This window comes from Dietzia cercidiphylli (assembly GCF_014145145.1).
Classification (GTDB): domain Bacteria; phylum Actinomycetota; class Actinomycetes; order Mycobacteriales; family Mycobacteriaceae; genus Dietzia; species Dietzia natronolimnaea.
The window spans coordinates 1-13,131 of record NZ_JAALEA010000159.1 but is presented as its reverse complement, the minus strand read 5'-3'; the positions used below and the strand labels follow the sequence as shown (position 1 = coordinate 13,131).

Annotated in this window: 18 protein-coding genes; 10 read left to right on the top strand and 8 right to left on the bottom strand. The window is 70.2% G+C overall.

Annotated features, from left to right (window positions below):
- A partial coding sequence (locus G6028_RS06395; RefSeq protein ID WP_479682423.1) for an MFS transporter occupies window positions 1-741 on the bottom strand: 741 nt, incomplete at its 3' end.
- A 73-nt stretch (window positions 742-814) separates the two neighbouring features.
- On the opposite strand from G6028_RS06395, the gene G6028_RS06390 reads away from it, so the two are divergent.
- Window positions 815-1,447 carry a YqgE/AlgH family protein gene (locus G6028_RS06390; RefSeq protein WP_179523990.1) on the top strand — a complete coding sequence of 211 codons (633 nt, stop codon included), beginning with the start codon at window positions 815-817 and terminating at the stop codon, window positions 1,445-1,447.
- A 77-nt stretch (window positions 1,448-1,524) separates the two neighbouring features.
- Window positions 1,525-2,730 carry an MFS transporter gene (locus G6028_RS06385; RefSeq protein ID WP_304816730.1) on the top strand — a complete coding sequence of 402 codons (1,206 nt, stop codon included), beginning with the start codon at window positions 1,525-1,527 and terminating at the stop codon, window positions 2,728-2,730.
- 22 nt (window positions 2,731-2,752) lie between these two features.
- Here the strand turns inward: G6028_RS06385 and G6028_RS06380 are convergent, their stop codons facing one another.
- Both G6028_RS06380 and G6028_RS18030 read right to left on the bottom strand, forming a co-directional pair.
- Window positions 2,753-3,187, bottom strand: coding sequence for a VOC family protein (locus G6028_RS06380; protein ID WP_182658364.1), 435 nt, complete (start codon window positions 3,185-3,187; stop codon window positions 2,753-2,755).
- Complete coding sequence (locus G6028_RS18030; protein WP_182658363.1) at window positions 3,184-4,059, bottom strand: helix-turn-helix domain-containing protein; 876 nt, start codon at window positions 4,057-4,059, stop codon at window positions 3,184-3,186. Before G6028_RS18030 ends, G6028_RS06380 begins: the two co-directional genes overlap by 4 nt.
- A gap of 64 nt (window positions 4,060-4,123) precedes the next feature.
- Here G6028_RS18030 and G6028_RS06370 point away from each other — a divergent pair, with 64 nt between their 5' ends.
- Both G6028_RS06370 and G6028_RS06365 read left to right on the top strand, forming a co-directional pair.
- Window positions 4,124-4,828: an AzlC family ABC transporter permease gene (locus G6028_RS06370; protein WP_179523987.1), complete on the top strand. Its 705-nt coding sequence runs from the start codon at window positions 4,124-4,126 to the stop codon at window positions 4,826-4,828.
- Between the two features lie 62 nt (window positions 4,829-4,890).
- On the top strand, window positions 4,891-5,175 hold the full coding sequence (locus G6028_RS06365; protein WP_179526069.1) for a branched-chain amino acid transporter permease: 285 nt from the start codon (window positions 4,891-4,893) through the stop codon (window positions 5,173-5,175).
- A gap of 111 nt (window positions 5,176-5,286) precedes the next feature.
- Here G6028_RS06365 and G6028_RS06360 read toward each other — a convergent pair whose 3' ends face one another.
- The gene (locus G6028_RS06360; RefSeq protein ID WP_182644720.1) at window positions 5,287-6,534 is read right to left on the bottom strand and encodes a cytochrome P450; all 1,248 of its coding nucleotides are present in this window, start codon (window positions 6,532-6,534) and stop codon (window positions 5,287-5,289) included.
- Window positions 6,535-6,602: 68 nt separating this feature from the next.
- Between G6028_RS06360 and G6028_RS06355 the strand changes: the two genes are divergently transcribed.
- Window positions 6,603-7,055 (top strand): MarR family winged helix-turn-helix transcriptional regulator, encoded by a 453-nt coding sequence (locus tag G6028_RS06355; RefSeq protein ID WP_338404158.1) that lies wholly within the window; start codon window positions 6,603-6,605, stop codon window positions 7,053-7,055.
- A 53-nt stretch (window positions 7,056-7,108) separates the two neighbouring features.
- Window positions 7,109-7,675, top strand: a complete 567-nt coding sequence (locus tag G6028_RS06350) for a hypothetical protein (RefSeq protein ID WP_182658362.1) — start codon at window positions 7,109-7,111, stop codon at window positions 7,673-7,675.
- Window positions 7,676-7,682: 7 nt separating this feature from the next.
- Here G6028_RS06350 and G6028_RS06345 read toward each other — a convergent pair whose 3' ends face one another.
- Entirely contained in the window at window positions 7,683-8,228 is a 546-nt protein-coding gene (locus tag G6028_RS06345; protein ID WP_182615414.1) for a GNAT family N-acetyltransferase, read from the bottom strand.
- Window positions 8,229-8,305: 77 nt separating this feature from the next.
- On the bottom strand, window positions 8,306-8,593 hold the full coding sequence (locus G6028_RS06340; RefSeq protein WP_182615412.1) for a hypothetical protein: 288 nt from the start codon (window positions 8,591-8,593) through the stop codon (window positions 8,306-8,308).
- Between the two features lie 893 nt (window positions 8,594-9,486).
- Between G6028_RS06340 and G6028_RS06335 the strand changes: the two genes are divergently transcribed.
- Entirely contained in the window at window positions 9,487-10,185 is a 699-nt protein-coding gene (locus G6028_RS06335) for a type 1 glutamine amidotransferase domain-containing protein (protein WP_182658361.1), read from the top strand.
- Window positions 10,186-10,195: 10 nt separating this feature from the next.
- Entirely contained in the window at window positions 10,196-10,405 is a 210-nt protein-coding gene (locus tag G6028_RS06330; protein ID WP_182658360.1) for a hypothetical protein, read from the top strand.
- A gap of 31 nt (window positions 10,406-10,436) precedes the next feature.
- Here the strand turns inward: G6028_RS06330 and G6028_RS06325 are convergent, their stop codons facing one another.
- Window positions 10,437-11,420: a bile acid:sodium symporter family protein gene (locus tag G6028_RS06325; protein ID WP_182658359.1), complete on the bottom strand. Its 984-nt coding sequence runs from the start codon at window positions 11,418-11,420 to the stop codon at window positions 10,437-10,439.
- A 72-nt stretch (window positions 11,421-11,492) separates the two neighbouring features.
- Between G6028_RS06325 and G6028_RS06320 the strand changes: the two genes are divergently transcribed.
- Complete coding sequence (locus tag G6028_RS06320) at window positions 11,493-11,876, top strand: YidH family protein (protein WP_179523980.1); 384 nt, start codon at window positions 11,493-11,495, stop codon at window positions 11,874-11,876.
- The gene (locus G6028_RS06315; RefSeq protein WP_179523979.1) at window positions 11,873-12,247 is read left to right on the top strand and encodes a DUF202 domain-containing protein; all 375 of its coding nucleotides are present in this window, start codon (window positions 11,873-11,875) and stop codon (window positions 12,245-12,247) included. Before G6028_RS06320 ends, G6028_RS06315 begins: the two co-directional genes overlap by 4 nt.
- 67 nt (window positions 12,248-12,314) lie before the next feature.
- On the opposite strand, the gene G6028_RS06310 is transcribed toward G6028_RS06315, so the two are convergent.
- Window positions 12,315-12,893: a hemerythrin domain-containing protein gene (locus G6028_RS06310; RefSeq protein WP_182658358.1), complete on the bottom strand. Its 579-nt coding sequence runs from the start codon at window positions 12,891-12,893 to the stop codon at window positions 12,315-12,317.
- Window positions 12,894-13,131 lie beyond the last annotated feature (238 nt).

The window sequence follows — 13,131 nt, the reverse complement described above, 5'->3', positions numbered from 1 at the left end:
CAGACCCCCGGCGAACAGCGTCACGGCATCCCGGGCCACGCCGGATCCGGGGTCGGTGCCGGATTCGTCGTCGTCGGGCCCGAGGTGCCGTGGGGGAAGCGCGAGGATGGCCCACACCCCCAGGACGGCGGTGATCACGGCGGGCACGAGGGTCCACGAGACGGCGGCGTCGCCGGCGCCGAGCACCGCCAGCACCGCGAACGCCGCGACCGCACCGACCGCGGTCACCACCGACCCGACAGTGACCAGGACCGAGTTGGTGGCGGCGAGGATCCGGTCGGGCACCACCCGTGGCATGGCCGCGGTCATGCCGGTGTTGATGAGCCGGCCGAGTCCGATCGCGACCAGGGACAGCCCGAACAGCGCGGCCAGTCCCGCTCCCGAATGGACGGCACCGGCGGCGATGAGCGCGATCGTGGCGACGATCGCCAGGGTTCTGACGAGTGCCGCCACCGCCACCACGACCCGCCTGTCCCAGCGGTCCAGGGCGGCGGCGGCGAACGGGCCCACGATCGAGTACGGCAGCAGCATCACGGCGAACCCGCCCGCGATCGCCGCCGGTGTCGTGGCGGTCTCGGGGCTGAAGAGCACGATCCCGCCGAGCGCGGCCTGGTGGATCCCCTCGCTGAGCAGGGCGGCCAGGCGCGCGGTGGACAGGCGGCCGAGACCGTCGGACTCGCGCAACGCCGTGGCCAGGCGCCCGCGCGTCGGATCGGCCGGTCCTGCGGACAAGGAGGTCACGGGAGCCACCGTAGCGAGACCCGATCGAGGGGACGCGGATGTGGGCGGGCGGTGGCGCGGGCATCATGGGGACATGGACACGGGACCGGACGATCTGAGTGGCGGAGGCCTCTTCGGCGACCGCCTCTACGACGCGATGGACAAGCGGGATCCCGTCGCGGGCTCGCTGCTCATCGCGGCGCCGGACATGCCGGACCCCAACTTCCGGCGCGCCATCATCTACGTGATCGAACACGACCATTCCGGTTCACTCGGCGTGGTGATCACCCGCCGGAGCGACACGCCGGTCGAGACGATCCTGCCCGGCTGGGCGGAGATGTGTGCGCCACCGGCCGTGTTCCACATCGGAGGCCCGGTCAAGCCGGACACCGGGATCGCGTTGGTGGTGCTCGGGTCGGGTGTCGACGGCGAGATGCACCAGGGGTTGCAGCAGATCGAGGGCAGGGTCCACGTGGTGGACCTCGACAGCGAACCCGACCTGCTCCGCGACTCCGTGGAGGGGATGCGCGTGTTCGTGGGGTACACCGGCTGGGCGCCCGGGCAGTTGCAGGGAGAGCTCGACCGCGGCGACTGGTACGTGGCCCCCAGCCTGCCGAGCGATCTGCTCGCGCCGGCGCACGTGGACGTCTGGGGAACGGTGCTGCGTCGCCAGGAGATGCCTCTCCCCCTCTACGCGACCTTCGTGAACGACGGGGACGTGAACTGATCCGACCCGACCGGTCGGGTGTCTCATTATGTGAGACGAAGTAGTCAGATAGTAGGACCGCGAGTATTCTCCCGCTGGTGGACGCAGGAGCGAGCGGCGAGACCCGGGTGGGCCCACGACAGTGGGCGATCCTCGGCGTCGGTACGCTCGCCGCGTCCTCCGCCTCGGCGTTCGTGGCCGGTGTGGCCTTCCTGCTCCCCTACCTCCACTCGGTGGCCGGTCTGTCGCTCCCCGCCGCGGGTGCGCTCGTGGCCATGCCCTCGGTCGGGACCGCACTCACTCTCGTGGCCTGGGGCTGGCTCGTCGACCGCGCCGGAGAGCGGCTCGTGCTGGTGAGCGGATCCGTTCTCACCACGGCCGCCCTGGCAGGCGCTCTCATCACCCCGTCACTGACCCTCCTCGGCGTGTGCTTCCTGCTCGCGGGAGCGGCCTCGGCATCGGCGGCCTCGGCGAGCGGTCGACTGGTGGTGGGATGGTTCCCCGCTGGACGACGGGGCATGGCGATGGGCGTCCGGCAGATGTCGCAACCCCTCGGAGCGGCGGTCGCGGCGATGTCCATGCCGGCGCTGGCCGCCTCGCAGGGTCTCCGGGCCGCGCTGGCGGTCCCCGTGGTCATGGCTGCGGTCTCCGCGGTCGCGGCGCTCGTCGTCGTCACCGATCCTCCCCGGCCGGACCGTCACGACCCCGGGTCCACCACACTCGCCACCTCGCCGTACCGGGCGTCGCGCTACCTGCACCGGATCCACGGCGTCTCGGTGCTGCTCGTACTCCCCCAGGCGCTCATGCAGTCGTTCATGCTCGCGTGGTTGGTCCTCGGGCACGGCTGGTCGCCCGTCTCGGCCGGCGCGGTCGTGACGGTGGCGCAACTGCTGGGTGCGGTCGGACGCATCGTCGTCGGCGTGATCTCCGACCGCGTGGGCTCGCGGCTGACTCCGCTTCGCGCGGTTGCCGTGTCGGTCTCGGTCGGCCTGGCGGTCCTGGCTGCCGCGGAGGTGTTCGGGGCCCCCGGTGTCGTCGCCGTGGCCCTCGCCGTGATCGCGACGGTCCTGTCCGTGGCGGACAACGGACTCGCCTTCACCGCGGTCGCCGAACACGCCGGACCCCATTGGAGCGGGCGGGCCCTCGGAGTCCAGAACACCGCGCAGTTCCTCGCGATCTCGGCGATCACCCCGGTGTTCGCGGCGGGAATCGACCGGTGGGGTTACGGGCCGGTCTTCGCCGGGGCCGCGGTGGTGGCCGCGCTGGCGGTGCCCGTCGTGCCGCGTGCCGACCGGGTCCGGTGATCCCGACCGGTGTGCCCGGTCGTCACCCGGTGGCCGCGCCGGGCGCCGGGTGTCCCCGGTACTGCCCCACCGACCACACGTTCCCCTCGGGGTCTCGGGCGGAGAAGGTGTGGTCACCGTAGTCGGTGTCGTGAATCTCCATGACGATCTCGGCCCCCGCCGCCCGGGCGCGCTGGTAGACGGCGTCGGACTCGGCCGTCACCACGTAGGCGAGACCCGTCCCGGGTGGTGTGGCGTGCGGGTCGTCGTCCCCTCTCCCGCCGTCCCCGAGCATGACGCCTCCGCCCTCCGGCCAGAGCAGTTCGGCGTGGACGATCCGCCCGCCCTCGGTGTGCGAGACGGTCTCGACGAAGCCCAGGGCCTGGACGAGCCAGTCGATCACGACCCGGGAGTCGGTGCAGCGGAAGCAGTGCCAGACGGTGGGCGCGGGTTCGGCGCCGGGTTCGTGCGTACTCATGCCGGTGAGTCTCCCCCGGGGTCGGGCGGCCAGGCTTGGATGTGTCGGAACTCCTCCTCGATCCAGTTCGTCGGCGACGTGCCCGCGTACCGCCGATAGGCGGCGTTGAGGTGGGCGTGGTCGGCGTACCCGTGGTCGTGGGCGAGGTCGGCCAGTCGGAGCCCGTCCGGCCGTGGCCCCGAGGCCCTGCGGACGGCCTCACGCAGGGCCGAGTGAGTTGACTCGAAGCGCAGCAGGTCGGCGAGTGCCTTGGTCCCGATCCCCAGTTCGGCCCTGCAGAGCGTCGACAGGTGGCGGGGCGTCACCCCGACCTCCGAGGCCACCCGGGACACCCGCATGCGACCACCGGAGGCCTCGAGCAGTCGCCACGCGCCCACCACCTCCCGGCGCGGACCGGGTACGAGTTCGTACCTGTCCGCCGCCGAGGCCAGGCCCGCGGCCACGAGGTCGGCGCGGTCACGGGCGGGTGCCGAGGCCACCCGCGAGTGAAGCGCCCGGACCCGGGAACCGAGGACGTCCTCGCCCTCGTGCGTGAGCTCGGAGAGAGCGGACGCCGGCATCCCGAACAGGCGCCGCGCGGCGAGGGGGTGCACCGCGACCTGGACGCCTTCCTCGCGGTCGGGCCGTTGCAGGTAGACGGGTCGGGTGTGGAACCCGCCGAGGCAGACGTCGTGGCGTACCCCCTCCCGGCGGGCCCAGTCCGCGAAGGAATACGAGCACAGCAGAGGAGCGTCCGTGGCGACGACGAGGGTCAGGGTGGAGGAGGGCAGCCCCCGGTGTGGTGGCCGCTGCGGCCGCGGGCCGATCCCCTCCACGGCATACGAGATGAGCCGCCTCACCCCGGGCGGCGGAGTGGCCTCGCGCACGCTCACGCCACCAAGTGTGCCCCGTCCCGTCGGGGGTGACCAGACCCCCGCGGTCGCTACACTGCTCCGCGTGCCGTCCACCCCCTCTACCAGCGCAGAGATCCGCAAGGGTCTGGCCGACTGCTCCACGGTCGGACTCGGTCTGGTCCCCCTGGGACTGGCGTTCGGGGTCCTGCTCACCCAGGCGGGATTCGCGTGGTGGTGGGCCCCGGTGTTCTCCGTGGTGATCTACGCGGGGTCCATGGAGTTCCTGGCGATCGGTCTGCTCACGGCCCTCACTCCCTTGTACTCGCTGGCCGCGGCGGCGTTCCTGGTCAACTTCCGCCACGTCTTCTACGGACTGAGTTTCCCGTTGGACGCCATCCGCTCGCGTCTCGGCCGCCTCTACGCCGTCTACGCGCTCACCGACGAGGTCTACGCGATCACCGCCACCAAGCGGCGCACGGAGATGACGGGGGCGCGGACGTTGACCATCTCCCTCACCTGTCAGACGCTGTGGGTGGTCCCCGGCATCGTCGGCGCGCTCGTCGGGGCCGCTCTGCCCGCCGGGCTCGACGGTCTGCAGTTCGCGCTGACCGCGCTGTTCGCCGTCCTCGCGGTGGACGCGTGGCGTGCCTCGGGAGACCTGCCGGCCCCCGTGATCGGCCTGGTGTGCGGTCTGGTGGCGGCGTGGCTGGCCCCGGAGCAGATGCTGATCGTGGGGCTGTGCGCGTTCGTGGCCGTGTTGATCGCGCGGTACGCGTGGGCGACCCGCGAGGGGCGGGAACCGGCGTGAGCTCACCGTTGACCGGTGCCCCGGTGCCGGGAGCCGGCTATCTGCTCGCCGGGCTGGGAGTGATGTTCGTCGTGACCATGGCCCTGCGCGCCGCCCCGTTCGTCGCGCTCACCCGGCTCCGCGACTCGCGGGTCGTGCGCTATCTGGGCCGCACGATGCCGGCCGGCGTGATGGTGGTGCTGGTGGTCTACACCCTGCGCGACACCACCGCCGCCCTCGGCTCCTGGCTGCCCGCCGGAGCCGCGTTGGCTCTCACCCTGGCGGTGCACCTGGTGTGGCGACGGGCGGCGGCGAGCATCATCGTGGGTACCGCCACCTACATGCTGTTGGGAGCCTGGCTCGGGTGAGACCGGCACGCGCGTCCCCCGATGCACTGCCGCACGAGCAGGGGGGCAGGCGAGAGTTCACCGGGAGGAGCGGCTCCGCGGAACCACGGCGGCCCGGCCGATTCCTGCAGCTCAGTGGGCCACAGGACAGGTGCCCAGGTCGACCTTCCACTCGGTGAGGCCGTTGAGCCAGCCGGACCGCAGCCGCGTGGGTTCGCCCAGCGCGGTGAGGTCGGGGAAATAGTCGGCGACGGCGTTGAAGATGATCTCGAGCTGCATCTTCGCCAGATTGGCGCCGAGGCAGTAATGGGGACCCTGCCCACCGAAGGTCACGTGGGGGTTCGGGTCGCGGAGGATGTTGAACGTGAACGGGTCCTCGAAGACGTCCTCGTCGAAGTTCGCCGATCCGTAGCAGATCAGCACGCGATCCCCCTTGGCCATGGACACGCCTCCGATCTCGACGTCCTCCATGGCGGTCCGCTGGAACTGGGTGATCGGTGAGGCCCACCGGAGGATCTCGTCGTAGGCGGTCTCCGGGCGCTCGCGCTTGAACAACTCCCACTGGTCGGGGTTCTCCAGCATGGCCACCATGCCGTGGGTGGTGGCGTTGCGGGTGGTCTCGTTGCCGGCGACGGACAGCAGGGTGACGAACCAGCCGAACTCCTCGGGCGACAGGTGCTCTCCGTCGACGTCGGCCTGGACGAGCTTGGTCACGATGTCGTCCCGCGGGTTGGCGGCGCGGTCCTCGGCCATGGTGTTCGCGTACCCGATGAGTTCCATGGACGCGATGGCGGGAGCGTCGGGGTCGCCCCCGGCGTCGTAGCTGGTCATGATGTTGGACCACTCGAAGATCTTGTGGCGGTCCTCCTGCGGAACGCCGAGCAGATCCGCGATCGCCTGGAGCGGGAGCTCGGAGGCGATCGCGGTGACGAAGTCGTCGGCGTTCGACTCCGCGGCGGCGGTGACGATCTTGCGCGCGCGGTCGGCGAGTTCCTCGCGCATGCCGGCCACGCCGCGTGGGGTGAAGCCGCGGGAGATGATCCGGCGGTGCTTCTTGTGGATCTCACCGTCCTCGTTGACCAGCATCGACCGCTGCGCCTCGATGATCGAGCGGTCGGTTCCCTCGGAGAACCGAGGGATCATCGTGTTCTCCCCCGCGGAGAACAGTTCGCCGGTGAGGCGCGAGATCTCCTTGACGTCGGCGTGCCTGGTGACGAGCCAGTAGTGGTCGTCGTCGAAGCCGTCCGACCCGGGACGCTTGTCGACGCGGTGGATCGGTTCGGTCTGCCGCAACTGGCGCCACTCCTCATGCGGGAGTCGTTTCTCGAACAGGTCCGGGTCGGTGAAGTCGAATCCTGCTGGGATGGTCACGTTCACGATGTCTCCTGCGCCTCGTCCACCGCCGGTCGGCAGGTGTGGGAAAGGTGAATAGTGGTAACTATATACGCGTGGCACTGTCTGGGAGTGAGATTCTCGATCGCGCGTTGATGCTGGCCGAGGAGATGTCGGGTTCGATCGAGCGCGCTGCGGCGAACTACGGCCTCACGGTGCCGCGACTGGAGTTGCTGTTCGTCCTGGGGCTCGAGGGCGAGTGCAAGCAGGTGGAGCTGGCGACCTTCCTGGACTGCTCGCCGCGCCAGGTCACCGCACTCGTCGACGGGCTGGTCGCCAGCGGACACGTGGTCCGGACCATGCCGCCGGACGACCGGCGGGTCCGTCTGGTCAACCTCACCGACGAGTCGCGTCGGATCGTCGAGGAGGTCGTGTCGGCGCGTGTCGCGCTGGCGGAGTGGCTGTTCGACGGGCTCGACGACGACGAGCTGCAGGCATTCGGTGCCGTCTCGGAGAAACTGGTCTCGCGAATGGGTGGACGGTCACTGAGCCGGCTGGCCGAGCAGTGAGTAAGAGCGGCGAATCAGTCCCCTGACACCAGCATGTGAACGATGCTTGCCCTATGGGTCTTCGACACGTTGTGGCCGCGGTGGCTTCCGTTCTGGTGCTCGGCGCGTGTGGGTCCGGGGAGGGCGCGCCGGACAGTACAGCGACGTCGTCATCATCGCCATCGGTCCCGACGACCTCTGCGGAAGCGGAACCGGCCGAAGAGCAGGTGGAAGAAGGCAACGCAATCGACGAAACCCCGGTCGAGGAGACTGCCGAGACGGTCGCGCAGCCGCACATCATCGACTGTCAGAGGGGATTGGGCCCCGTCGAGACGTATTGGTCAGACGGAACTGTGACCGGCTACTCCGAGTACTGTCAGTCGGTCAGCGATGCCACGCTCCGGGAAGAGCGCGAGGCCAACACTCCTGTGTGCGACGGAGCCGTCTGCCGCTATCCGAGTGGCGCAGAGATGCCCGATCCCAATGCTCAGCCGGCGTTCGATGTGCCCTACACCTGCAACTATGACGTCCTGTGCGACGACGCGGGCAACGTGATTCCGGGGCCGGGAGGGCCGGAAGTCGGGGTGCTGCTGGGCAACGGGCAGACGTGTGCGGGCAACGGCTGCACTCGACCTCGATGAGTGGGGTTCAGGTCGTGCAGGCCGCGCAGCCGGTCTCGTCCCGGGCGTATTCGACGAACCCGCGAGACAGGTAGTTCGGGATCGCGGCCGGGGAGTCGTCCCCGCACGTGTGCAGCCATACCCTGCGGCACCCCGGGACCTGCCAGGCGATCCGGACGGTCTCGGAGAGGAACCATCCGCCGAGACCCAGGCCGGCGAAGCGCGGGAGCAGGCCGAAGTACACGATCTCGACATCGACACCGTCAGCCGGGTCCCCGTGGCCCGAACCCGGCTCGTCCCCGAGCGGGCTCATGCGAAGTTCGGCGAACCCGGCGACCTCGCCGCCCCGGGTCGCCCGGAAGGTGGTGACGCAGGGGTCCGCGCAGTAGGAGGCCCAGCGTCCGTCCGACCACTCGAGTCGGTCGGTCCACTTCCAGTCGGCGCCGATCTCGCCGTACATCTGCGAGTTGAAGGCGGGCTCGGCGGGGAAGACCCGGGAGATCGTCAGGTCCGCGCGGCGAGCCGGGCGCAGCCACGACGCGGAGGTCTGCTGCAGATAGGTCACGCTGGTCATCGCGCTATTCAAGCACCGGAGCCCTGCGGCGACCCAACCGGAGCCGGGGCGCAGCAGGGTGCGGTGGACGCCGGGCGTCAGTTGACGGTGAGGTGTACTCCCGGAATGTTCAGCCCATTGACAGCTCCCGCAACAGCGGCCGCGCCGTTGTTGAAGCCATCCGCACTCGCACTCTGCAGGCCCGCGCCGGTGAACGGATTGGCTGCGGCGGCTCCGCCGAGACCGAGAGCAGAGACGGCGCTGCCGGTGCCGAGTCCGGCGGCACCGATACCGGCGGCGAGTGGAGAGATGCCGAGTGCCGCGGCGGGACCGAGGTACGGGAGGATCGCCGCGCCCAGGCCGATGAGAAGGGTGATGGGGTCCATGGTGGGTCCTTTCGTTGATTCTCTGGAACGTCAGCCGATGGTCACGTGCTTCGGCTGCACGACTGGTGGAGGCTGCACCGGGATCAACGGGATGGTGATGGCCGGCGGTGCGGGCGCTGGTGGAGGAGCAGGTTCGGGTGGCGGCGCGGGAATCGGCGCAGGAGCACGACCTGGCGCCGGAGCCGGCCGATGGGGCTGCGCGGCCGGTGCGGGAGCCGGGGCTACGCGAACGGTCGCGGCGGCCCCAGCCGGAACGGCACGAACCGCGGGCACCTCTGGGGTGGACGATGCCAGGGGCTCCCGCGTGACCGAGGCGGTCGACGTGGCTGGGACGGGTGGCTGCGGAGTCGTCGTCGTGGGGTGGTCCGTGGTGACCGTGGCGACGGTGGTGGTCAACCCGGCCTGGGCGATCGGGGCGTCGGACGAGGCCCCATCGAGGACCTCGGATCCCCCGGCGGTGAGGACCGCGGCAGCGGCACCCGCGGTGATGCCGAGGAGGACCAGTCCGGCGAGGGCAAGCGATGCCGTCATCGGACTCGGCGCTCTCCGCGCGGTATCGCCGTCCATTCCCGCCCTCCCGGTCACTCGAACGGAACACTGTGGTCGTTCACACACGTGCCACTCAGCTCGTGCGGCGAGAACGTTCAGGGGAGCCTCCGCGGCTGGCAATTGCTTCGTCGACTAAGGATGAGAGCCCGGTTTCGAGGGGTTGACCTGCTGATACATCGTCAACATGGGTGTTATTCGCATTGCCGCTGGTAGGGCGCGGGGAACGGTCGGGGAGCACGTGGTCGGAAGTCAGACGAACATTCGCTTACATCATGCCTGCTGTGATACGGAACACGGCCGACGCGTTCAGTTGCGGTTCAGCGTGACCTCCGTAGTGTCGCGGCATGGCTACCGTCTTGATGATCATGTCCGCCGCCGACCACTGGACCCTCAAGGACGGGTCGGCGCACCCCACCGGTTTCTGGGCGGAGGAGTTCGTCGCCCCGTACGAGGTGTTCACCGACGCCGGCTGGTCCGTCACCGTCGCGACCCCGGGTGGGCGTGCTCCCACCGTTGACCAGGCAAGCCTCGGCGAAGGCGCCGGCGACCCGGAGACTCTCGACAAGGTCAAGGCCTCGCTCGATCGGCTCGCGCCCGTCCTGAACGCGCCGGCCGACCTGGCCTCCGTCGACCACAACCAGTTCGACGTGGTGTTCTACCCGGGCGGTCACGGCCCGCTGGAGGACCTCGCCGTGGACAAGACCTCCGGGGCGATCCTCGCCGAGCGGGTGACCGCGGAGAAGCCGCTCGCCATGCTGTGCCATGCCCCGGCGGCCGTCCTCGCGGCGTCGGATGACGCGTCGACCTCGCCGTTCGCGGGATTCAAGATGACCGGGTTCTCCAACGTCGAGGAGGAGCAGGTCGGGCTGGCGGAGAACGCGCCCTGGTTGCTGGAGGACAAGCTCGTCGAGCTGGGGGCCGAGTACTCCTCGGCCGCCGAGCCGTGGGGCTCGCATGTGGTGGTCGACCGCAACCTCTACACGGGTCAGAACCCCCAGTCCTCGGAGGAGCTCGCCAAGCGGATCGTCTCCGACCTCGGCTGACTCCGTGCCGGTGAGTCCCATCGTCGACCGGAACGCCGTCGTCGACGATCACCGGATCTCGTTCGGCGTGCACGGCGAGGGCGACCCCGTCGTCCTTCTCCACGGAACGCCCATTCCTCGACGCCCACCGGGGCTGACCGGGCCCGGAGCGCTCGGGGTGCTTCTGTACATCCTGCTGGAGAGCCGGGCCAGGGCGGCGGGCAGGCCACCGGCGCGGTGACCCTCGGCGGGGTCGTCATGCGCGCGGCGCCTCACGCCGCGGGCGCCTCGGTTCCCTCCGCACGGCCGTAGTGGCCCGCCAGCCACGCGCACACGATCAGCTGGATCTGGTGGAACAGCATCAGCGGGAGCACCAGGAGTCCGACGGGCTGGCCGACGAATAGCACGGCGGCCATGGGCAGCCCCGTGGCCAGCGATTTCTTGGAACCGCAGAACTGCACGACCCGCTTGTCGCGGTCGGCGAACCCGAGCGCGCGGGAGATCAGCCCGGTCAGGCCCAGCACCACCGCGAGCAGGACGCAGCACGCGGCGATCAGCCACGCCAGCTGGGCCGGCCCGACCCTGGACCAGCTGCCGTCGGCGACCCCGTCGGAGAACGCCGCATAGACGATCAGCACGATCACCGACTTGTCGAACAGCGCCAGGCGCCTGATCCTCGCGGTGACCGGCAGGACCCACCGCCGCAGCAGCTGGCCCAGGACGAACGGCAGGAGCAGCTGCAGTGCGATCTTCCCGACCGAGTCCCACGTGATGACCACCGATCCGTCCCTGGTCATGAGCGCGAAGACCAACAGGGGAGTGATGACCACCCCGAGCAGGTTCGACACGGACGCGGAGACCACGGCGGCGCTGACGTGGCCGCGGGCGATCGCCACGAAGGTGATCGAGGACTGCACGGTCGAGGGTACGAGCGTCAGGAAGAGGAAACCGGCGGCCAGTTGCTCACCGAGGACCGGGGTGAGCGCCCATCTGCCCAGGAGTCCCAGGGCCGGGAACAGCAGGAACGTCGCCGCCAGCACCACCGAGTGCAACCGCCAGTGCTTCACACCGGCCAGCAGTTCACGGGGTTCCAGCCGCGCGCCGTAGAGGAAGAACAGGACCGCGATCCCCACTGTCGTGACCCAGCCCAGCGCCGTGGCCGCGCCTCCGGTGGCCGGCAGCACCGCCGCCACCACGACGGCGGCCAGGATCGCCAGGATGAACGGCTCGATCCGGAGGCGACGCAGAAAGCTCATCGACCCATTTCATCACCCCGGTCCGCGGGCGGTCCGCACGAGGCCCGCAGGGGCGGCCGATAGGCTCGGGGGATGACGGAGCGAGTCGGACAGGGGTGGCGGCCCAAGTCGCTGCGGGACGGCGAGGAACCGGACCCGCGGTTCACGCTCGCCAACGAGCGCACGTTTCTGGCGTGGATCCGGACGAGCCTCGGTCTGATGGCCGGCGCCGTGGCGATGGAGGCCTTCGCCGGCGACGAGATCCCTGAGATCATCCGGACCCCGCTGGCCTGCGTACTCCTCGTGATGGCGGCGCTGCTGGCCACCGTGTCGTTCCGACGCTGGATCCGGATCGAGGCGTCGATGCGTCACAACAGGCCGCTTCCGGTCCCGCAGGCGTCGATCCTCCTGGTGCTGGGCATCGCGACCGGTGCGATCCTGCTGGTCGTCGCGATCCTCGGCGGCACCATCGCATGAGCGCAGGCGCCCCGCGGCGGCGGATCGGCGTGCGCCCGGAGGCCGTCCCGCCCGACGTCGGACTCCAGGCCGAGCGCACCAGCCTGTCGTGGGCGCGGACCTGGGCCGTGGTGACGGTGAACATCATCCTGGTGGCCAAGTTGATCGCCGAGACCTCGTGGGTGTGGGCGGCGGTCTTCGCGACTCTCGTCGTGGTCCCGCTGCTCGCGCTGCTCAGGGTGCAGCTGCACCACGAACAGCGGGTGGGGCGGTTCGTCCGGGCCGGAGAGGTCCAGCAGACCCAGGTCCGCTACAACATCGGCCTGGTGGCGATGGTGCTGGTGATGGCCGGATGCGGCCTCACCGCCGTCCTGATCCGGGTGCTGTTCTAGCTGTACAGACCAGTCGCACGGACGCCCGCGATTGCAGACGCCCGCGCCCGGACCAGGACCGGTCGGGTCAGGTGTTCTTGAGGCGACCGCTCAGGGCGTCGCGGAGCCTGTCCACCATGCCGACACCGGGCCCCAGGGTCATGTGGAACAACTCGGAGTGCGGGGATCCGGGGTGCGGACGGGTGGGGGCGATCTTCTTGGCCGCCTCGACCTTCCGGCCCAGGTCGAGCAGGTCCTCGGCGGAGACGGCTGCCCGCAACTTGGGGAACTGGTCGCTCTCCTCGTCGTCCGCGTGGTGATCGAGGAGTTCCTTGAAGCGCTTCACGGTGGCGATGAACTCGGCGCTCTCGGAGTCCAGGCCCTCGAGCTCCTTCATCACCTCTTCGATCTCCTGGTGCTCCTCCTTGTCGTGCTCGACCTCGTCGCCGCCGTCCGGGACCTCGCGCTCGTAGACGGGGTAGACGAACAACTCCTCGGCCACCGAGTGCCGCGTCACCTCGGCGATCACGGAGTCGGCCAGCGAACGGCGCTCCTTCGGGTCGGAGGTCTCCTCGATCATCTCGATCAATCCGATCATCTCGCGATGGTCGGCGGTGAGGATGTCGACGACGTCCTGGTCGGACTCTGACGTGGACTTCTGGGCCATGGCGAGCTCCTTGACGGTGTGGGTCGGATGGACCTCTGACCGTAGGCAGCCTGTTGGGAGCGGGCCACCGGTCGGGCGGGGACGCGCGCCCCCACCTGGGCCCCCCGCGCGGGCCCCACACAGGCCTCCCCGCGGTGTCTTACCGGGTGGTGGTGCTCTCCGAGTCGCACATGCCCTGCAGGGCGCACGATCCGCAGCCGCCGGTCACGCCGCAGTCGGCGGCGGGGTCCGCCGGGTC